Here is a 20760-nt window from a genome sequence, read left to right as displayed (position 1 = left end):
GCATGCCTATCACTTGAGCCACGTGATCGACGCTCGAGCGACGCACGTGAGCGACCTCGATCAGGCCATGCGCCTATCACGCTCGGCCGCAGCCTTTATGCGCATAAATCGCTTGTCCGAATGGCCAACGCGTCGTGCTTCGGCGACAAGTTCATTGAAATATAAATATCGTCCTGTAGAATTCCAACGATCAAAAACAGGAGTGAAAATTGGCCGCAGAAATCATTGCAGTCACTCAACAAAAAGGCGGTGTCGGCAAAAGCACGATCGCCATGCATCTCGGTGCCGCATTTCATGAAAAAGGAAAACGCGTCCTCGTCATCGATGCAGACGGCCAAAACACACTGGTTCATTGGTCCAGCGCATCGGGCGACGGCGACAACGGCATTCCTTTCCCCGTCGTCAATCTCGCGGAAGCGGGCGGCCAGATCCACCGCGAGATCAAGAAGTTCATCAACGACTACGACATCATTGTCGTCGACTGTCCGCCGTCGATCACCGAGAAGGTGTCCGGTGTCGTCCTGCTGGCGGCATCGATTGCCGTGATTCCGACGTCGTCGTCGCCGGCCGATTACTGGTCGAGCGTCGGCCTCGTGAAGCTGATCCAGCAGGCGCAGGTGATGAACGAAGACCTGCGTGCGGTATTCCTGCTGAACAAGACCGAGGAAAAGCGAATGCTGACGCGCGAACTGAAGCGCGCGCTCGAAGAACTCGGCTTCCCGCTGTTGAAGACGCAAATCCCGACCCGCGAAGCGTACAAGCAGGCCATGGCGCTCGGCCAGACCGTCCTGCAGATGAACGATCGCGGCGCCAAGCTCGCGGCCGCGGAAATTCGCGCATGTGCCGACGAAATCGTCGCGATGCTGCCCTGACTTTATGCGCATAAAGGAGTCGCATGAAACCCTCCCAGTTTGCAAAAGGATTCCAGGCGCGCCCGGATATCACGACGAGCGAGAAGCGCACGGCGCTTGACCGGCTGAACGCGATCGATGGCATCGTCAAGTCCGACGCCCCCGCGCCGGCAACCGCGAAGTCGGCGAAGAAAGACAGCGCCGCGCCGCATGTGCCGGACCTCGCGATCGATCTGTCGACCGACGAATCGCCGCAGTATCGTGCGTGGCGTCTCGAGAACCGCTACGCGCCCGGCCAGGTGATCGAACTGCCGCTGAAGGCGATCAAGCATAGCCCGTTCAATCCTCGCCATTTCTATCTGAAGTCGTCGATTGCCGAGCTCGCGGTGAACCTCGCGAAGCAAGGGCAACAGCAGGCGATCCACGTGATTCCGGACTACGACAACCCGGGCACGTACTTCGTGAGCGACGGCGGCCGACGCGTGCGCGCGCTGAAGGAAGCGAACAAGGACTCGGTGAAGGCGATCGTGATCGACGTCCCGATCGGCATTCAGAGCTACAAGCTCGGCTACGATCTCAACGTTCAACGCGATTCGCAAACGGTCTTCGACAATGCAGTCGTGTGGCGTCGCTTCCTCGACGACAAGCACTTCCAGAGTCAGAAGGAGCTCGCCGAGCACCTCGGTCTCGACGAATCGACGGTCGCCGTTGCACTGTCGATCGGCAAGCTGCCGGAAGCAGTGATGCAGGAGATGGTTGCGCGGCCCGATCGCTTCGGTTCGAACATGGCATATCAGGTCGGCCGCTATCACGCTGCGCGCGGCACGGAAGCGACGCTGCGGCTGATCAACAAGATCGTGTCGGACGATCTCAGCACGCGTCAGGTATCGGACATCGTGAAGGGCCGCGTCGCGGCGCAGGACGCGCCGAAGCCGGCGAGCCGCCAGCGCTACGCTCAGCGGCTGGAAATCAAGCTCGGCGGGAAGTCGGTCGGCGATCTGAAGTCGTACGGCGACGATCGCATCGAACTGCGTCTGCGCGGCCTGCCGAAGGACAAGCGCGATGCGATCCTCGAGCAACTCGAGCGCATGCTATTGGCGGACTGATCGAGAAAAACAGACGGCCCGGCGATGAAGCCGGGCCGCTTGCCCTTTCACGCAGCGCGCTCACGCGCTGCAAACGCATTACGCAGCCCTGGACTGGTTCAGCGTAAACGCGAGCAGATCGCCGTCGGTCGGCTCGCCCCAGGTCTTCTGGGCCAGCCAGTCGAAGAAGGCCGTCTCGGCCAGCTTGGATTCGAGCCCGCGCTTGCGCCAGTCGTCCCGCAGATGCGTGCCCAGCGTCGGCAGCGCTTCGGCCTCGAACGACTCGCGCGCCACTTCGCGTTCCAGCTCGCCCTGTTCCTCGTACAGCACCTTCGCTTCCTTCCGGCGGAACGCCGCGAATTCGCTGAGCAGTCGCGCCTTCAGATCGTCCGGCTGAGCCGCAGCACCCTTCGCCGACGGCGCCGCGGCCGGCAGTGCGTCGACCGCATCGACCGGCGGCGCATAGCCTTTCTTCAACGCATCCTTGAACAACGCGGCGGCGCTGCGCACCGGCGGCAGCGTCGTGCTGCGCATGCGCTGCTCGGTCATCTGCAACGCTGCGCGGATACGATTCTCTTCGCTGTCCGCATAGAGCGTCTGCGCCTCCTTCAGCGGGATGCCAAGCTTCACCATCCGGTCCACCAGCGTGCTGTCGAAGACGTTCGGATGCTCGTCGAGCGCCAGCATCGGTTGCTTGCGCTCGGTCACGCGGAACTGGATTTCGGCCACTCGCCGCCCTTCGCGATGCTCGATCAGCTCGACGAAGATATTGGTAACCGCGTTGACCTCGGCGATCGCCGGGCGCAGATAGTCGCGCTTGAAGTACTTGTACTCGCGTTTCGCTTCGTCGCCGGCTTCGGTGTCGGGCGTGCCCGACAGAATCGGCCGCCACCATTCCCACGGCTCGCGCATCGTCAGGTGACTCGGGTTCGTCAGATAGCGCACGCAGATCTCGTAGAGCGCGAGGCCGGCACTGCTGCGCAGCTGGCTCTGGAACTGCAGGCTCAGGCGCGCATACTGCACCGGATCGAGCAGTTTCTTCTTGATCTTCGGCGCGAACGAAAATTCGACCCACACGCGCCGTGTAGCCGGATCTTCGAGAATTTCGGCGTCGGCGATCAGGGTGGAGATCCCCCATTTGCGGCCGGGCTTCTGGCTCGACGTGCCCGTGCTCCATTCCACCTGCACCGACACCATCCGGCGCAGATGCTCCTTCACCAGCGCGGTGTCGTTCGAATCGAATGCGGAGTTGGCGACGATGTCCGACAACAGCGCGCGATACGTATCGCCCGAGTCGTCGGCCTGCTGCGCGACGGCGAGCAGGACATTGAACAGCTTGCGAGTCAGGAGCGTGATCTTGCCGCTCTTCGGCTGAATTGCGATTGCCTCGACGGCCTTCCGCAATTCGGCTGAACTGGCACTCACCACATCCACATCGGTTTTCTTGGCGCGCTTCGTGGCCATGCGTCGGGTCGGAGGAGAAGTTTCCCGGAAGGATAGCGCCTGTGGTGATGTGCGTCCAGAACGACATGCTCACCATAGCCGGTGAAGCGCGCAGATGAAACGGCACTCACCCCAATCGTTCCCGTAAACCCTCACCGGTCCGCGGCAACTGCGTTTCAGCCGATTCCAGACATGTCGCGGGATGCACGGATTCACAGAATTTTGCCTGTGCAGAATACGTGCGCAATCGGCTCCCGTATCAGCTCACCTTTCGAATTGTCGTAATTTTGCGACTGTTTGTCGGGGTGACCGCGGCGTCTTATCCGCGGTGCTCGCACTGCAGGTGCCAAGCCGCCAATACAAGGCTGTATGTCCATACAGCAGCGGTCCAACAGCGTGATTGCGCGAATGCGCGACGTCGACGAACGGCCGTGCAACGCCGCATCCCGGTGCCCAACCCGGCAGCGTTTCGACGGCGGACGCGCATTGTACAGCGCTCACTGCGGCACGGGTCCCGAAAACGCTCACCTTAGCGACGCCGGATCACAGCGATCGAAGTCGGGTCGACGCCCGACATATGGGCGCTCGACGGTATGCCATTCCCGAAAAGCCTCACCTTTGCGTCCGAAAGCGATGTCGCGCAGGCCATCCACACAGCTCCCGAAAAACCTCACCGTAACCTCGGCGGTTTCAAAAATCCCAATGGCGTCCAATACTTATGCGCGGCAGCGAATTCCACTGTGTCGCACGGTCGCTCCCCGAAAAGCCTCACCTTTTCACGCGAACACAGAGCCGTCAAAGTCGAAATTCACTCCCGAAAAGGCTCACCTATGCGGGAAAAGGTCACAGTAAAACGGAGATTTTTCCCGCGCCAGGCGGGCTTTCCGGCGATATCGACCGGCCATCGCTCCCGAAAAGCCTCACCTGTGCGCAATCTGTGTGCAGATTCTGCCCCCGAAAAAGCTCACCTCTAGCGCGCTTGCCCCACTGTGAAACCTATCCCGAAGACGCTCACCTTATGCCGATCGAGGTAGACAACCCGCCGCTTCGCTCCCGAAAACCCTCACCTTTGCGGCGCCACAGGCATCGAATAGCGCTTTTGGCCGACAAAACCGCCTTCGTTTCCCGGAAATCCTCACATCAAAACGCCGCGAAGTCCCGTGAAACCTCACCTTTCGGGAAAATTGCCTAAAAGTTGGGCAAAAACGGGGCGCAAAGGATCTCCTGCAAATTCTCACCTATGTCTGCACAGGCAGAAAACTGTGCATGCTGCTGCTGTGCGGGTCGCGCGGCTGTGCGCCCCCGAAAAGCCTCACCTTTGCGTATTTCCGGTTTTCACTGTGATCCCGAATCCGCTCACGACCTTTCCTGCAACGGCTCACGCTGCTCCCCGAACTCCATCACGTCGGCTCCCGCAGAAGGTCACCTTGTCTCCCGTAAAACTTCACCTTGCCGGCCGGAGAGCCTTGCTACGTAAGGCTGTGCCGTGGCGTTAACGTTTTTAACTAAGGGTTCAAAGGTGTTTACTTCTAATACTCTCAACACCTCTGCCTGCGGAGTTTTCCACAGAGACGTCGATCCCTGAACACCGCCCGGCTGGACATTCACGCGATGTGAAACAATGGCACTTTTTCCGTGTGAGGGGAAAAACCTTTTTACAACAAACCCTTACCGCACTTTCTTCGCTTTGTTTCACGAAATCGGAGGCCGGGCTAGCGCAGCAAGCGTCACAGACGCCACTTCCGGCACGAACGACGCGAATTCGCAACGCATCGCGAAAATTGGTATCAGGAGATACGTATTTCGTTATGATCGCAACATCTCAACGTATGTGAGCTGATTCATGACCGTCGACGAAATGCGTCAGAGCATTCGGGAAGAACTGGAATCGATGCGCGCGGCGGGCGCGCGTCGCCAGGAATTGTCGATGCACGCCTGCAAGCGGTTGTTTTTCGATCTCGGGATCCGGCCCTCGGCGGCCAATGTGCGCGACCTTACGCAAACCGGCAGCGCCAGCGATATTCCGAAAGACATCGACCATTTCTGGGAGCGTATCCGCTCCGCGTCGAAAGTGCGGCTCGAGGGGGCCGCGATTCCCAAAAGCGTCGAGGAAAAGGCCGGCGCACTGATCGGCGCGCTCTATGAAGAAGCGCTGAAAGCCGCTCGCGACGGTCTCGACGTCGATCGGCAACAGGTGCGCGCCGAGATGGCCGCGGCCGAACAGCGGTTGCGCGATGCGACCGTTCGTCAGGAAACGCTCGAAGCCGCGCTCGCGCGTAGCGAAGCCCGCAATGAACAGTTGCAGGCGCGCGTGACCGAGCTCGAAGTTCAGCTCGCATCGCAAACGACGCACGGTTCGGCGAACGAGGCCACGTTGCGCGCGACGGTCGCGCGGCTGGAAACGGAACTGGCCGCCGCCCACGGCCGCGTCGATACCGAGCAGACGCTGAACGCGACGCTGCGCGATCGGATCGACGAACTGCAGGCCGAACTTCAGCATCGCACCGAACACTACGCGCAGCAGATCAAGGATGCGGTGGCCGAGGCCGAACGGCGCGTGAAGCCGATGCTCGTCGAACTGGACTCGTTGCGCAGCATGGCGTCGACCTACCAGAGCGGTTTGCGCGACGTGCAGCGCAAGGAATTCGATTTCCTTCAGCAGCTCAGTGCGGCAAAGGCGCGCGCCGACCGGCTCGAAGAGCAGTTGCGCACGCAGAGCGACGAACTCGAACGCGCGACGCGCGACGTGAACGCATTGCGCGCGAATCGCACGATGAGCCCCGAGATTGCGACGCTGATTCGACGGCTTGCGGATGCGGGACACCTGGACGCCGATGCGTTCGCCGCGATCGGCACGGCGCTCGATCACGACGTGCCGGTGCCGAGCCAGTGTCCGCACTGCGACGGCGAACCCGAGCTGTCGCACACCGACGACGGTTTCGAAGTGTCATGCCCGGAATGCGAGCACGCGTCGGGCTCCTGGCCGTCGCGCCTCGAGGCCGTCACGCGTTTTGCGCGTCGGTAACGTCGGCTGCGGCGCGGCTGCGCCGCACAGGTGAGAATTTTCGGGAAGCGTGAGGTGAGGATTTTCGGGACCCAAAAACAGGTGAGGCCGCGCCAGGCAACGCGCTCACGGTTCGCTTCCGTGAGCGGCCGCCTGCGAATCAGTGAGTTTCGCCGCTGTCGACAGCGTCACCTTCGACCAACTCCGCTCGCCAGGTTTTCCACGCGCGGTGCAGACGGTTCGCCGAAATCGGCTGCACGAACCCCAGCCACTTGCCGACCCGCTCCGGCGGCACGTCATGCTCGAACAGCTCGGCAGCATAGGTGTTGCGCAAGGTCTGCGGGCTTGTGCGCGCCGTGCGCGACGACGTCAGCCCGGCCGATTCGACGATCGCATCGATCGCGCGCAGCATCGTCGCCTTGTGCATGGGTCGCCCGGTGTGCGACGCCGGGAACACGAGATCGCCCGGAATCTGCTGCCGGCTGCGCTCCGCGAGCCAGGCATCGAATAACGCAATCGCGAACGAGGCGAGATGCGCGTCGCGTGCGAAGTCCGGATGCGTGGATGGAATCCGCAGCGACGTGCCGCTCGTATCGACGCAACTAATCGTGAGCACGCGTGCTTCGCCCGTCTTGATGCCGGCGCCGAGAAAGGCGGCGACTAGCGCACGGTCGCGGCGCTCTTTCCAATAGGCTGCACCCGACACACCGATCGGCGAAAACAGATAGGCGAGCAGCGCCGCGCGCTCGGCCGGCGTCAGAAAGCTGGTCGGCTCGTTGTCGCGTGCCTTGCGCCAGTCCGCTTCGCCATCCTGAGCGATGAAGCGCGCCGGATTCGTCGACGCGAATTCGGTGCGGCGAATATGGTCGAGTACACGCTCGATGAGCCGCAGATAACGCAGCCGCTGCGTTTTGCGAATCGGCAGTTCGCCGACGAACTCGGCGATCGACGCGGTATCGACGGTCGCGAGATTTTTCTGACGTGCGCGCAGCCACGCGAGAAATGCGCCCCATTGCGCGCGATAGACGTCGGCCGACGAGCGGCGGTAGTCCTGCATTGCCAGCCATGCGTCGAACGCGGCTTCGGGCGAAACGATCCAGTCGGATGCGCCGCGGTCGAACAGATCCTTTTCTTCTGCGCGCGCCGGTGGCGCGGCCGGGGTGGGAAGGGACATGTGATTTATTCCGTTAGTTGCGTATATGGTAGGGCGTTCGCAACATTTCGGGTAGCGGCGCGTCAGAGCGCGTCGCGCGCGCCGTCAATCGCCCCATGCCTGCTGACGCGCGCTCGGGGTGCGTTCGTGCCGCGTGCCGGCCTCCGACTCGGCGCGCGCGGCGGCCTCGTAGGCGAGCACCGCGAACGAGAAGACGGCGGGCAGCGCGTTCGACCGACCGAAATCGATCGGATCGTCGGTTTGGGGAAACGTCATGTCGGCCGGCCGTTCGAACAGCTGCCGCATGCCGGCGTCGTGGCGGCTCGCAAAGCCGAGATCGGCGAGCGCTTCGGCTTCGATGGCGTGCAGCAGGCGCCACGTGAGCGGCACGCGCTGGCGGATATAGCGCGCCGCGATATGGCGGACGATGTGCTCGAGATCGTGCGCGGCAGCCTTGAAGCTGAGCGCGGCCAGGTCTTGTTCTTCTGTCATCGCAGGCTCCTGTCGGGCCGGCGCGGCGTGCGGCGCCGCTCGGCCAGTGCATGGCGGAATGTCCGTATACTGTACAAATATACAGTTATTTCCGCAACTGGCCGCTCGGACGACTATCGGCGCCGTCAGCGATGGATCACGATCAGCAGTGCCCGGGCTTCGGCCTTGCCCGGATTGCGAATCGCGTGGGGCGTGTCGGCGGCATAGCGGCCGGTGTCGCCGGCCTTCAGGCGCCGGCTCGCGGCGCCGGCCTCGATCTCCATCGTCCCTTGCAGCACGGTGAGGTGTTCGCGCGTGCCGGGTTCGTGCGCATTCGACACGAGCGCGCCGCCGCCCGGCAGCGTGAGTTCGTACCACTCGAATTTGCCGGCAAGATCGATCGGCCCCCACACGCGCAGCTGGTATTGACCGTCATGGCCGGCGAGCGTCGGGATGTCGTGCGGTCCGTCCACGCGAATCGTTTCGGGCGCTTTCGGCTGCGAGAACAGCTCGTCGAGGGTGATGCCGAGCGCGTTCGTCAGCCGCCATGCGACCGCGATCGTCGGGTTCGCCTTGTCGCGCTCGATCTCGGAGAGCATCGATTTCGAGACACCGGCCGCCCGGGACAGATCGTCGAGCGTGAGCTTGCGTTCGTTGCGCAGCCGCTGGATCTGTTCGCCGACGCGCGGCGGCGTCGCGGCCGGCGGCTGCGGGGCGGCGCCGGCAGCCGTGCGCCGCGATCCGGATGAACTTGCCATTTGGATTCCGTTCGCTTAGAGTTGTTCGGTATTTCGAATTCGAGTTCGAAATATCGGATAAATGCGGTCAACCGAACGACCGACTATAACAGTAGCAGGCTGTTGCGCGGCGGCCACGAGCCGTTTCGCGCGCGCTGCATGCTGCGAACCCTGTCAGGAGCTTTGTGATGCGTGATGCCTTTCTCGCCCAGGTGCGCGGGACACTCGACCAGATCCGCGCGGACGGCTTTTACAAGACCGAGCGCGAGATCGCGAGTCCTCAAGCCGCTGCCGTGCGGCTCGCCGGCGGCGCCGGCGTGCTGAATTTCTGCGCGAACAACTATCTCGGTCTCGCGAACGATCCGCGGCTGATCGCGGCGGCGAAGGCGGGGCTCGACCAGGACGGGTTCGGCATGGCGTCGGTGCGCTTCATCTGCGGTACGCAAACCGTGCACAAGCAGCTCGAAAGTGCGCTCGCCGCGTTTCTCGGCACCGAGGACAGCATTCTCTATTCGAGCTGCTTCGACGCGAACGGCGGGCTGTTCGAGACGCTGCTCGACGAGAACGACGCGGTGATCAGCGACGAGCTCAACCACGCGAGCATCATCGACGGCATCCGTTTGTGCAAGGCGAAGCGCTACCGCTACCGGAACAACGATCTGGCCGATCTCGAGGCGAAGCTGAAGGAAGCCGATGCGGCCGGCGCGCGCCACAAGCTGATCGCGACCGACGGCGTATTCTCGATGGACGGCATCATCGCCGATCTGAAAGGCATCTGCGATCTCGCCGATCGCTACGGCGCACTCGTGATGGTCGACGATTCGCATGCGGTCGGCTTCATCGGCGCGCACGGCCGCGGCACGCCCGAGCATTGCGGCGTCGAAGGGCGCGTCGACATCATCACCGGTACGCTCGGCAAGGCGCTCGGCGGTGCATCGGGCGGCTACGTCGCGGCACGCCGCGAGATCGTCGATCTGCTGCGCCAGCGCTCGCGTCCGTACTTGTTCTCGAATACGCTGACGCCGAGCATTGCCGCTGCATCGCTGAAAGTGCTCGAACTGCTCGGCAGCGACGAAGGCGCGCAACTGCGCGAACGCGTCCGCGAGAACGGTGTGCGCTTCCGCGAGCAAATGACCGAGGCCGGCTTCACGCTCGTGCCGGGTGCGCATCCGATCATCCCGGTCATGCTCGGCGATGCGCAGCTTGCGTCGAACATGGCCGACAAGCTGCTCGCCGAAGGCGTCTACGTGATCGGCTTTTCGTTCCCCGTGGTGCCGCGCGGCCGCGCGCGTATCCGCACGCAGATGAGCGCCGCACACACGCCGGACCAGATCGACCAGGCCGTCGCCGCGTTCGTGCGCGTCGGCAAGTCGCTCGGCATCGTCTGACGGAGGCGCGGCGATGAAAGCACTGGCAAAGCTCGAACGTGCGCCCGGCCTCACGCTCACGCGCGTGAAGCGCCCGGAAGTCGGTCACAACGACGTGCTGATCAAGATCCGGCGCACCGCGATCTGCGGCACCGATATCCATATCTGGAAGTGGGACGACTGGGCGCAGAAGACGATTCCGGTGCCGATGCATGTCGGCCACGAATATGTCGGCGAGATCGTTGAAATGGGTCAGGAGGTGCGCGGCTTCGCGATCGGCGATCGCGTGTCCGGCGAAGGCCACATCACCTGCGGTTTCTGTCGCAACTGCCGCGCCGGCCGCCGTCACCTGTGCCGCAATACGGTCGGCGTCGGCGTGAACCGCGAAGGCGCGTTCGCCGAGTATCTGGCGATTCCGGCGTTCAATGCGTTCAAGATTCCGCCCGAGATCTCCGACGATCTCGCATCGATCTTCGATCCGTTCGGCAACGCGACGCATACCGCGCTGTCGTTCAATCTCGTCGGCGAGGATGTGCTGATTACCGGCGCGGGGCCGATCGGAATCATGGCCGTCGCGATCGCCAAGCATGTGGGCGCGCGCAACGTCGTGATCACCGATATCAACGACTATCGCCTCGAACTCGCGCGCAAGATGGGCGCGACGCGCGCCGTCAACGTCGCACGCGAGTCGCTGCGCGACGTGATGGCCGATCTGCGGATGACCGAAGGCTTCGACGTCGGCCTCGAGATGTCGGGCGTGCCGAGTGCCTTCACGAGTCTGCTCGAGGCGATGAACCACGGCGGGAAGGTCGCGCTGCTCGGCATTCCGCCCGCGCAGACGGCGATCGACTGGAACCAGGTGATCTTCAAGGGGCTCGAGATCAAGGGCATCTATGGCCGCGAGATGTTCGAGACCTGGTACAAGATGGTCGCAATGCTGCAAAGCGGCCTCGATTTGTCGCCGATCATCACGCATCGCTTCGCCGCCGACGATTACGAGAAAGGCTTCGCCGCGATGCTGTCCGGTGAAAGCGGCAAGGTGATTCTGGACTGGACCGCGTGATCGTCCGACGACACGGAGCGATATGCGCATCGCTCCGTGTCGCTCGCATCCATCGCCGTTCGGATAGGTCGGCCCGCGCTCGATTTCGCGCTTAAGGTGAGAAGATTCGGGAGTCCGGTGTGCGCGTTGGATCTTCGGCCGGTCGGTAGCTTCGACACGTTGAAGCCGCTACCTCGCGCCGTAGATTGCGGGCATCGACGTACTGTCACTCGCCGTCGTATTCGCCACGGAGAAACGCCGAAACTCGCGATTCCGATCGTGCGACATCGTCGGTGATCGACCATCGCCATGCGGTTTCACCTTCAGCTCTTCCAGTGCGCTCCGTGACGGTGATTCGTATGACGCGAATCGCCGCCGATGCCGCGTCGCACTTTTCCCTTTGGTTCTCCGGCTGCCGCGTACAGTTGCACACTGGCCGGGCACACAGCAGCGTGAATCGATCGACGCTGCTCCGGCTCACCGAGCGTCATCCGCACCGCGTTTCCCTTTCGCTCACCGACTGCGGCGTACACATGCACACTTGCTGCCCACGCAACAGCGTGAACGAATCGACGTCACCCCAGCTCACCGAACGTCATCCACACGTATCCCTTACCCGCGCGCTCGCGTCCCACCCCGCCCGACTTTCCCCTCTCGCCGCCAAGGTCTCATCGCAAACCGCTTGACGACGGAGAACGATCGTTCTACCTTGGCGCAATGAACACACAGATCGATCCGTCCGCCGAACCCGCCGACTCCGGCGTGCGCGAGCGTCTGCTCGACGCAGCCGAGGCGCTGATCTATTCAGGCGGCATCCATGCAACCGGTGTCGATGCGATCGTGAAGCGCTCCGGCGCCGCACGAAAGAGCTTTTATTCGCATTTCGAATCGAAGGAAGCGCTGGTCGTGGCGGCGCTCGAACGCCGCGACGCGCGCTGGATGCGCTGGTTCGTCGACGCGACGCTCGCGCGCGGCAAGTCGCCACGTGCGCAGCTGCTCGGCATGTTCGACGTTCTGCGCGACTGGTTTGCGCAGCCCGGTTTCCACGGCTGCGCGTTTCTGAACACGTCCGGCGAGATTGCCGATGCCGACGATCCGGTGCGCGTCGTCGCACGCGAGCACAAGGCGCGCTTGCTCGCATTCGTGCGCGAGCGGCTCGACGCCTATGCGGACGTCGCCGGCATCGAGCGGCGCATGCTGGCGCGGCTCGCGCGTCAGTGGCTCGTGCTGATCGACGGCGCGATCGGCGTCGCGCTCGTAAGCGGCGACGCCGGCGCTGCCCGCGATGCGCGCGCCGCGGCGGAATTGTTGCTCGATGCCGCGCTGCGGTCTTCGACATCGTAAAGGCGAAACCCGGCCGCGCGCGACGCGGCCATCACGTTGAACAGGAGCGTCCGATGTCCGATTCCGTCGAAGTCCGTCCCCCCGTCCCGCCGTTTACGCTCGAAACCGCGCGTCAAAAGGTCCGTGCCGCCGAAGATGCGTGGAACACGCGCGATCCGCAGCGCGTCTCGCTCGCCTATACGCCGCAAAGCCGCTGGCGCAATCGTGCCGAGTTCGTGACCGGTCGCGAAGCGATCGTCGGCCTGCTGCAACGCAAGTGGACGCGCGAACTCGACTATCGGCTCATCAAGGAGCTGTGGGCATTCGGCGGCAACCGGATCGCGGTGCGCTTCGCGTACGAATGGCACGACGATGCCGGCAACTGGTTCCGCTCGTATGGAAACGAGAACTGGGAGTTCGACGAGAACGGTCTGATGGCGCACCGTCACGCGAGCATCAACGACTTGCCGATTCGCGAAGCGGATCGCCTGTTCCGCTGGCCGCTCGGCCGACGCCCGGACGATCATCCGGGGCTGTCGGACCTCGGGCTGTAACGCCGGCCGCATGCGCATCGGCTCCTCGGGCTGCAGGAATTCGCGTACGCGTGCCTGACGGTGAGGAACTACGGGAGCCGATGCGTCGACGGTGAGATTTTTCGGGAGCAGGTGGAGCGACGCACGACGCGCATGCTTCGAACGGTACGATGCACGGTCGCATGATGCGCGAAGCGTCGATACCACTGCGAGCAACGATATCGACGTGGTATCGACCGGTGCGCACACGCAGCCTCTTCTTCTCACCGCGCGCATTCGTCATCGCGATTCGACGAAGAACCGTGCCTGCAAAGCGAAGGTGCGCCGCGATGTGAATCGCATCTCACCGATCGCATGGGACTTCGTATGCGATAACTCGGCGCGAATGGCCCCGCGTGCCGTAAGCGGTGCGATACATCACCGCACCGCACCGCACCGAAGCGTTCGCGCTTTCACCACGGCAACCATCGACGCCCACCTTCGCATGACCGCGCTCGCCCGCTCGCCGATCGAACCGACAAGCGCCGCAAAACCAGAACCCCGCGCCACGCACCGCCGCCGCATCACCGCGCGATTTGCGCCGCGATCGCCTCGCCCACTTCCTGCGTGGCAGCCTGGCCGCCAAGATCGCGCGTACGCGGCCCGTTGCGCAGCACGTCCTCGATCGCCGCGACGATCGCATCGTGCGCGTCGCGTTCGCGGCCTGCTCCGTTGCCGAGGAAGTCGAGCATCATCGCGGCCGACCAGATCATCGCGATCGGGTTTGCGATGAGCTGCCCCGCGATGTCGGGCGCCGATCCGTGCACGGGCTCGAACAGCGACGGGAACGTGCGATCGGGGTTCAGGTTGCCCGACGGTGCGATGCCGATCGTGCCCGTGCACGCAGGGCCGAGATCGGACAGGATGTCGCCGAACAGGTTCGACGCGACGACGACGTCGAAGCGATCCGGCTGCAGCACAAAGCGCGCGCACAGAATGTCGATGTGCTGCTTGTCCCACGCGACGTCCGGATAGCGTTCGGCCATCTCGGCCGCGCGCGCGTCCCACCACGGCATGCTGATCGCGATGCCGTTGCTCTTGGTCGCGACGGTGAGCTGCTTCGCGCGCCGCTGCGCGAGTTCGAACGCGAACTTCAAAACGCGCTCGGTGCCGTGCCGCGTGAAAATCGCCTGCTGCATCACGACTTCGCGCTCGGTGCCTTCGAACATCGTGCCGCCGACCGACGAATATTCGCCTTCGGTGTTTTCGCGCACGATCATGAAGTCGATGTCGCCCGCGCGACGGCCGGCGAGCGGCGACGGCACGCCGTCGAACAGGCGCGCGGGCCGCAGATTGATGTACTGGTCGAATTCGCGACGGAATTTCAGCAGCGAGCCCCACAGCGATACGTGGTCGGGCACCGTGGCCGGCCAGCCGACCGCGCCGAACAGGATCGCGTCCATGCCGGACAACTGCGCCTTCCAGTCGTCCGGCATCATCTTGCCGTGCTGCGCGTAGTAGTCGCAGCTGGCCCAGTCGATATGCGTGAATTGAAAGCGGATGTCGAACCGCGCGCTGACCGCGTCGAGCGCGCGCAACCCTTCGGGCATCACTTCACGGCCGATGCCGTCGCCGGGAATGACGGCAATGTTGTAGATCCTGTCGCTCATCCAACGCTCCTTCGCCGATCGGACGACCGCCCGCACCATGCGTGGCGGCAACGTCTCGTCATTCTATTTATTTCCATCTGGATTAGAATCGTGCGAAACGTTAATCGACTTTCCACAGATCGTGAACAAATCGCCGAACCTCGAAGACCTGCGCGTGTTCAGCCTCGTCGTCCGACTGGCCAGCTTCAGCGCGGCCGCCGAGCAGCTCGCGGTGTCGGCTGCATACGTGAGCAAGCGCATCGCGATGCTCGAGACGCAGCTCGGCACGCGCCTGCTGCATCGTTCGACGCGTCGCGTGACGGTGACCGAAGCGGGCGAGCGCGTGTTCGCGCATGCCGAGAAGATCCTCGACGACGTCGATCATCTCGTCGAAGACGTCTCGACGACGCGCACGGTACCGCGCGGCACGCTGCGCATTTCGAGCAGTTTCGGTTTCGGCCGGCACGTCGTCGCGCCCGCGCTGCTCGACTTCAGCGCGCGCTATCCGCAGCTGAACGTGCGGCTCGATCTGTTCGACCGGCTCGTCGACGTGGCGGCCGAGGGATACGACCTCGACGTGCGGATCGGCGACGAGATCGCCGATCGTCTGATCGCGCGCCGCCTCGCCGCGAACTACCGCGTGTTATGCGCGTCGCCCGACTATCTCGCGCGGCGCGGCATGCCGCGCACGCTCGCGGATCTCGCGTCGCACGACTGCCTCGCGATCAAGGAGCGCGATCATCCGTTCGGCGTATGGCGATTGAACGTGCGCGGCGATACGGTGACCGTGAAGGTCGGCGGCGCGTTGTCGACGAATCACGGCGAAGTGGCCGTGCAATGGGCGCTGGCCGGACGCGGCATCGTGCTGCGCTCGATCTGGGAAGCCGGGCCGCTGATCGACAGCGGCGCGCTGTGCCGCGTGCTGCCCGATGCTGTGCAGCCGGCGAACATCTGGGCGGTCTATACGGAACGCGTGGCCGCGTCGGCGAAGGTGCGCGTGTGCGTCGATTTTCTCGCGCAGGCGCTGGCCGGACTCAACGCCGACTCGGTTGCCGGCGCGGCCTGACGCCGCGCGACGCGGCCAAAGGTGAGCGTTTACGGGAGGCCGAATCGCGCGTCGCAAACCGGCCGAACATCGCGGCAACGTGGGCGGCATGGGGGCGTGCCGCTCACGCCGGTCATACAAGAGATCAATGTCGACAGCCCGGTTTGACCGATCACGAGCGAGCGGCGGCCCGCTCGTGCGAGCTTCGGTGAGGCCGCGGTATCCGGCATGGAGTCCACGCCGCGCATTGAGCCGGCGCTTTACAGCGGCCGCCGCCATTGCGACTCTCGATTCCCTGCCTCTTCACTTGACGCACCCGCGGCCGCCTCGCCGAATCATTTCGCGCGGTCGTGCTCCGCGAGACCGATCGCCTTGTAGTCGTAGGTCGGGTAGAACTCGGTGCGATATGCGCCCCACGCCGTATCCTCGAGCACGCGATTCACTTCGCGCAGCCGCGACGCCGGCAGCCGCAACACGATGATCTGCCCGATGCCCATCGTCACGGTCCAGCTGACCACGTCGATGCCGGGAGGCGGAAACGCTTTGTAGAAGCCCTGTTTCGCGAGCTGCGCGTTCAGCTCGGCGAGCGGGCGCGACTGGTCGTGCTTCAGAAAGACGGTCAGCAGTATCGCGTTGTCAGGCGTCGCGGCGACCGTGCTCGTCGGCACGTTCGACGTCTGGGCAAACGCGGGCGCACTGCACGCCACGGCGGCCGCGAACGACGCGGCAATCGTGAGCGAGCGAATGGGGAAATGCGGAAACGTCGGCATGACATGACTCCGTGGCTGCGTGGACACGATCGCCATCATGCATGATGGCGCCGATTGCTGCCGGGAGCGAGCTGCCGTAATGCCGCATGCGGCGGGTCGGGCGTAACGGATCAGGTCTCGAGCGAGCGAGGTCGGCTGGCCGAAGGCCGTTCATCGGTCGGCGGCCGCAGCGCTCCGCGCGCGACGGACGCCGGCATCGGCAACGGCTGGCGGCCGAGCCTGCCGATGTGCTGACGAATCGCGACAGCGGTAATTCGCGATCCTGTCGTCTCGCATCGCGCGACTGTCTCGCACCAAAGGAGCGTGAGAATCGATTCGACGGCATACGGCGATTCAAGCTGAGCAACGAAACGGTGATCGTGAAAGTTGCGCGGCGCCGCGTGCTGCTCGATACAGTGCCGCTGGGCACCATTGGGAACGACTGTTCAGAACACGTCGGCCGTACAGGCGAAGCCACGCGTGCGCGTCGATTCTCTTTCGCAGACGCAGACGCAGGCGCGGCTGATTATCGACTCGGCGCACCACGCGCCGTGCTGCCACACCACGCACTAAAGGTGAGCTTTTACGGGAAGTCCGAACCGCGCGTCGAGAACCGGCCGACCCTCGCCCGCACGTGAGCTGCACGGCCACGTGCCGCTCACCATCGATTCAGCGCAGCGCAGCCGCGATATCACGCGCATACCCCGCGCATCAAAGCCGGTTGTCTTTCGCGAGCGTCAGCACGCGCGCCCAGCGCTGCGCGTCGCGCTTGTCCATCATCGGCAGCTTCCACTCGCTGCGTGCGCCGTCGTGCACGCGCACGACCAGATGCCAGCGGCCGTCGACCGGTTCCGCTTCGCAGCCGTCGAGTTGCGAGAGCGTATAGCGGCCGTCCGCGCCGTCGTGCGACAGCCACAGCAGGCCCTGCGTCGCGGACACGCGCAGTTCGCCCCACGCGCGATGCATCGTGTGCGTCCAGCCTTGCTCCTTCGTATTCGGCGCGACGTCGCGGCGCCGTTTGATCCACCACGCGACCAGCGCGAACAGCAACGCGGCGGCGAGCACGGCCGCCGCGATCGCGATCGGCCGGCCGAACTGCGCGGCGATCACGTGAAATGTATGAACCGCGCCCCAGCCGACGGCAATGAGCGCGAACAGTGCAATGAAAATCGGCATGACAAAAACGGAAAGGAGAACGGGCCGGCACACCGATCGTGCCGGCCCGCCATGCACGCATTACCGTCGACGGTGAATGTCGTGCGTGACGAAGCCCGCATCGTTGGTGGGCAGCGCGAGGCCGTCCTTCACCGCGAGCGTCTTGCGGATGTCGTCTAGCCCTGCGGACCAGTGGTCGCGCATCGTCGACAGACCGAACTGATAGTCCTTGTAATGATGCTCGTACGCCTTCTGCTGATAGATCAGATGCTGGATGTTGTACTTCTTGCCGTTCGACATCGCCTCGGCCTCGATGCACCACGGATCGGTCTTGCGCCGTTCCTCGGGCACTTGATCGAGCACGTGGCGCAGCACGTTGCGATAGCGCTGTTCGCGCTGCAACGTATCGGTCACGAAACGCGTGCGGCTCGAGTACTGCACGTCCTTCGTGCGCTCGGCGACGTCGGCCATCGTGCGCGGCAGCGGCCCGCGCGCGCTCCAGAGGTCGACCTGGAACGCGAGCGTGTCGCGTCGCGGGCGCGCGCGCAGCACTTCCATCAGCGGCGTATTCGAGACGACGCCGCCGTCCCAGTAGTACTCGCCGTCGATCTCGACCGGCGGGAACGCGGGCGGCAGTGCGCCGGACGCCATGAAGTGCTCGGGCAGGAGACGGATGCGCGAGTTGTCGAAGTAGACGAAGTTGCCGGTGCCGACATTGACCGCACCGACCGACACGCGCGTCTCGCCCGAATTGATCCGGTCGAAGTCGCAGAGCTTCAGCAGCGTCGCGCGCAGCGCCGAGGTGTCGTACCAGCTGATCTTCTGCGGATGATCGGACACGCCCGGCAGCGGCGGCGGAAAGCGCGGAACGAAGAAGCCCTGCTGTCCCTGCATCATCGCGCTCGCGGCCTGCGTCGCGGTGAAGAACGTGCGGATCTGGTCGATGCTGTTGAACAGCGCGAACTCGAACGCGGCGGGAATCGCCGGAAAGAACGCGGGCTGGCAGATCGTTTCCCAGAATTCGCGCAGCCGCTCCACGCGATGCTCGGGCGCGTTGCCGGCGATCAGCGCGGTGTTCAGCGCACCGATCGAGATGCCCGCGATCCAGTCGAGCGGAATGCCGGCCTCGTGCAGGCCTTCGAATACGCCGGCCTGATACGCGCCGAGCGCGCCGCCGCCTTGCAGCACGAGCGCGATCGTCTCGTACGGCAGCGAGCGCGCGGCAGCCGGCGCGCCGGCTTCGTGCTGCAGTTCGGCCGCGTCGACCGCCTGCTTTTCGGTGCGGGCGTGCGGCTTCATTGCATGAACCAGCCGTGGCTGACGACGAACGATTGACCGGTCAGCGCCGCGCTCGGGAACGCCGACAGGAACAGCACCGTCTGCGCGACGTCCTGCACGGTCGTGAACACGCCGTCGACCGTATTGCCGAGCATCACCTTCTTCACGACTTCCTCTTCGCTGATGCCGAGCTCCTTGGCCTGCTCGGGGATCTGCTTGTCGACGAGCGGCGTGCGCACGAAACCCGGACACACGACATGCGAGCGCACGTTGTGCTTCGCGCCTTCCTTCGCGAGCACGCGTGCGAGACCGAGCAGCCCGTGCTTGGCCGTCACGTACGCCGACTTCAGCGGCGACGCCTCGTGCGAGTGCACCGAGCCCATGTAGATCACGACGCCGCCGCGATCGTCCTTGTACATGTGCTTGAGCGCGGCCTTGGTCGTCAGGAACGCGCCGTCTACGTGGATCGCCTGCATCTTCTTCCAGTCGGCGAACGAATAGTTTTCGATCGGGTTCACGATCTGGATGCCGGCATTCGACACGAGAATGTCGACCGAGCCGAACGTCTCCGCGACCTTGTCGATGCCGGTGTTGACCGCTTCCTCGTTGGTCACGTCCATCGCGACGCCGATCGCCTTGCCGCCGGCCTTGTTGATCTCGTCGGCGACCGCGTTCGCACCGTCCAGGTTCAGATCGGCGATCGCGACGGCCGCACCCGCCTTCGCCAGCTCCAGCGCGATTTCCTTGCCGATGCCGCTCGCGGCGCCCGTGATGACTGCGGTCTTGCCATTCAGGTTGCTCATGTTCGAATTCCGGTAGTGAAAGGATTGACAGGAAGTAACGACTGCGGAGGTTACTGAGCCAGGTAATCGTAGACGACTTCGCCGAGACCGAGCGTCAAATCGGCGACGAGGTGGCGCGCCTCGACGATCTCGAGCACCGGCAGATCGGCGACCGGCGCGAGCGCATGCGGCGACAGTTCGAGCGATGCGGGGCCGGTCCATGCGCCCTTCATCACGATGTCCTGCATGTAGTAGCGCACGAGTTCGCAGACGCGCGCGGTGCCGTCGACGTGCGGAATGATCTTCAGCAGGAAATTCGGCCCGGCGAGACGCTTCGCCTGTTCGACGATGTCGAGTTCCTTGTGCTTGTAGCCCATCGTGCCGGTCGCGACGCGCACCTTGCCGTAGTCGAGCGTACCGAGGATGTGATCGGTGTTCACGTGCAGCGTCGGCGACGCGAGCTTCTTCGGAAAGCCCCACAGCTCGCGGCCGCCGGCGATCGGCGGGTGATCGTCCAGATACATCGCCAGCGTGTAGCCGCCCGGCTGGCCGTTGTATTCGACCGGAATCACCTGGCCGCTTTCGGTGTAGTCGCCGAAGCCGGTGGAGTCCGCCATGCGGATGAATTCGTAATGGACGAGCGGCTCGGTGACCTTCAGCGGCTCCGGCACGATTTCACGCAGACGGTCCGGATCCGTGCGGTAGGTGATGATGAGGAATTCGCGATCGACGAAACGATAAGGGCCCATCGGGAACGCGGGGCTCGTCAATGGCATCGCAAACGCTTTCGATCGGACATCGCTGATTTTCATGCGGACTCCTTGTTGTTGATCGCTTCGTCGAAGACTGCTCGTAATCCTATGCCTGTGTGCCGCCGTTGTGCGATGCCGCAATCGGAAATAATTGTTGCGCATTCTGAAGAATTGACTGCGCAAATGTTGAGGCGAATGGTCGAGACGGCGCGAATCGCCGCGCGGCCGGCCGATGATCGCACCATCGGCCGCGTGCAAATGTGAAACAAGGTGAGGTTTTTCGGGATACGAGGGGAGGATTTTCGGGAGCCAACCGCGCGGAATGTGACAGTTGCGTGAACTTGTGTTGCAGTGCGGGTTCT

General features: G+C 63.9%; 19 protein-coding genes. 9 read left to right on the top strand and 10 right to left on the bottom strand.

Annotated elements, in window-relative coordinates; translation table 11 throughout:
- The first annotated feature begins 209 nt into the window (after positions 1 to 209).
- Positions 210 to 872, top strand: coding sequence for a ParA family partition ATPase (parA, locus tag BCR55_RS21255; protein ID WP_006397552.1), 663 nt, complete (start codon positions 210 to 212; stop codon positions 870 to 872).
- 23 nt (positions 873 to 895) lie between these two features.
- A complete protein-coding gene (locus BCR55_RS21250) occupies positions 896 to 1957 on the top strand; it encodes a ParB/RepB/Spo0J family partition protein (protein WP_006411925.1) in 1062 nt (353 codons plus the stop codon).
- Between the two features lie 78 nt (positions 1958 to 2035).
- Here BCR55_RS21250 and BCR55_RS21245 read toward each other — a convergent pair whose 3' ends face one another.
- Entirely contained in the window at positions 2036 to 3400 is a 1365-nt protein-coding gene (locus BCR55_RS21245) for a replication initiation protein (protein ID WP_006397554.1), read from the bottom strand.
- Positions 3401 to 5222: 1822 nt separating this feature from the next.
- Here BCR55_RS21245 and BCR55_RS21240 point away from each other — a divergent pair.
- On the top strand, positions 5223 to 6404 hold the full coding sequence (locus BCR55_RS21240; protein ID WP_006404645.1) for a DNA-binding protein: 1182 nt from the start codon (positions 5223 to 5225) through the stop codon (positions 6402 to 6404).
- 139 nt (positions 6405 to 6543) lie between these two features.
- Here BCR55_RS21240 and BCR55_RS21235 read toward each other — a convergent pair whose 3' ends face one another.
- The 3 genes from BCR55_RS21235 to BCR55_RS21225 all read right to left on the bottom strand — a co-directional run bounded on the left by BCR55_RS21235 (position 6544) and on the right by BCR55_RS21225 (position 8765).
- Positions 6544 to 7557, bottom strand: coding sequence for a tyrosine-type recombinase/integrase (locus BCR55_RS21235; protein ID WP_059940074.1), 1014 nt, complete (start codon positions 7555 to 7557; stop codon positions 6544 to 6546).
- Between the two features lie 84 nt (positions 7558 to 7641).
- Positions 7642 to 8028: a DUF2471 family protein gene (locus BCR55_RS21230; protein ID WP_006411918.1), complete on the bottom strand. Its 387-nt coding sequence runs from the start codon at positions 8026 to 8028 to the stop codon at positions 7642 to 7644.
- Between the two features lie 125 nt (positions 8029 to 8153).
- Entirely contained in the window at positions 8154 to 8765 is a 612-nt protein-coding gene (locus BCR55_RS21225) for a helix-turn-helix domain-containing protein (protein ID WP_006404642.1), read from the bottom strand.
- Positions 8766 to 8932: 167 nt separating this feature from the next.
- Here BCR55_RS21225 and BCR55_RS21220 point away from each other — a divergent pair, with 167 nt between their 5' ends.
- The 4 genes from BCR55_RS21220 to BCR55_RS21205 all read left to right on the top strand — a co-directional run bounded on the left by BCR55_RS21220 (position 8933) and on the right by BCR55_RS21205 (position 13030).
- A complete protein-coding gene (locus BCR55_RS21220; RefSeq protein WP_065495828.1) occupies positions 8933 to 10132 on the top strand; it encodes a glycine C-acetyltransferase in 1200 nt (399 codons plus the stop codon).
- Between the two features lie 13 nt (positions 10133 to 10145).
- The gene (gene tdh, locus BCR55_RS21215) at positions 10146 to 11174 is read left to right on the top strand and encodes an L-threonine 3-dehydrogenase (RefSeq protein WP_006404640.1); all 1029 of its coding nucleotides are present in this window, start codon (positions 10146 to 10148) and stop codon (positions 11172 to 11174) included.
- 696 nt (positions 11175 to 11870) lie between these two features.
- Positions 11871 to 12497 carry a TetR/AcrR family transcriptional regulator gene (locus BCR55_RS21210; RefSeq protein WP_065495826.1) on the top strand — a complete coding sequence of 209 codons (627 nt, stop codon included), beginning with the start codon at positions 11871 to 11873 and terminating at the stop codon, positions 12495 to 12497.
- A gap of 53 nt (positions 12498 to 12550) precedes the next feature.
- Complete coding sequence (locus BCR55_RS21205; RefSeq protein ID WP_006397563.1) at positions 12551 to 13030, top strand: nuclear transport factor 2 family protein; 480 nt, start codon at positions 12551 to 12553, stop codon at positions 13028 to 13030.
- Positions 13031 to 13572: 542 nt separating this feature from the next.
- Here BCR55_RS21205 and BCR55_RS21200 read toward each other — a convergent pair.
- Complete coding sequence (locus BCR55_RS21200; RefSeq protein ID WP_065496712.1) at positions 13573 to 14658, bottom strand: tartrate dehydrogenase; 1086 nt, start codon at positions 14656 to 14658, stop codon at positions 13573 to 13575.
- 121 nt (positions 14659 to 14779) lie between these two features.
- On the opposite strand from BCR55_RS21200, the gene BCR55_RS21195 reads away from it, so the two are divergent.
- Positions 14780 to 15703, top strand: a complete 924-nt coding sequence (locus BCR55_RS21195) for a LysR substrate-binding domain-containing protein (RefSeq protein ID WP_035488061.1) — start codon at positions 14780 to 14782, stop codon at positions 15701 to 15703.
- A gap of 314 nt (positions 15704 to 16017) precedes the next feature.
- Here the strand turns inward: BCR55_RS21195 and BCR55_RS21190 are convergent, their stop codons facing one another.
- Complete coding sequence (locus BCR55_RS21190) at positions 16018 to 16452, bottom strand: hypothetical protein (protein WP_065495825.1); 435 nt, start codon at positions 16450 to 16452, stop codon at positions 16018 to 16020.
- A 227-nt stretch (positions 16453 to 16679) separates the two neighbouring features.
- Here BCR55_RS21190 and BCR55_RS31345 point away from each other — a divergent pair, with 227 nt between their 5' ends.
- Positions 16680 to 17069 carry a LysR family transcriptional regulator gene (locus tag BCR55_RS31345; RefSeq protein ID WP_083211862.1) on the top strand — a complete coding sequence of 130 codons (390 nt, stop codon included), beginning with the start codon at positions 16680 to 16682 and terminating at the stop codon, positions 17067 to 17069.
- 73 nt (positions 17070 to 17142) lie between these two features.
- Here the strand turns inward: BCR55_RS31345 and BCR55_RS21185 are convergent, their stop codons facing one another.
- From BCR55_RS21185 to BCR55_RS21170, 4 genes are read right to left on the bottom strand one after another with little or no spacing between them, the layout of a single operon-like run.
- On the bottom strand, positions 17143 to 17607 hold the full coding sequence (locus BCR55_RS21185) for a hypothetical protein (protein WP_006404630.1): 465 nt from the start codon (positions 17605 to 17607) through the stop codon (positions 17143 to 17145).
- A gap of 60 nt (positions 17608 to 17667) precedes the next feature.
- Positions 17668 to 18885, bottom strand: a complete 1218-nt coding sequence (locus tag BCR55_RS21180; RefSeq protein WP_039222782.1) for a patatin-like phospholipase family protein — start codon at positions 18883 to 18885, stop codon at positions 17668 to 17670.
- Positions 18882 to 19667: a 3-hydroxybutyrate dehydrogenase gene (locus BCR55_RS21175; protein ID WP_065495819.1), complete on the bottom strand. Its 786-nt coding sequence runs from the start codon at positions 19665 to 19667 to the stop codon at positions 18882 to 18884. The genes BCR55_RS21180 and BCR55_RS21175 overlap by 4 nt, the downstream gene beginning before the upstream one ends.
- A gap of 50 nt (positions 19668 to 19717) precedes the next feature.
- The gene (locus BCR55_RS21170) at positions 19718 to 20458 is read right to left on the bottom strand and encodes an acetoacetate decarboxylase (RefSeq protein WP_006404627.1); all 741 of its coding nucleotides are present in this window, start codon (positions 20456 to 20458) and stop codon (positions 19718 to 19720) included.
- Between the last annotated feature and the right edge of the window lie 302 nt (positions 20459 to 20760).

It is taken from the genome of Burkholderia sp. CCA53 (genome assembly GCF_001685525.1).
GTDB classification, from domain to species: Bacteria; Pseudomonadota; Gammaproteobacteria; order Burkholderiales; family Burkholderiaceae; genus Burkholderia; species Burkholderia multivorans.
This window is presented reverse-complemented; position numbering and strand designations above follow the sequence as displayed.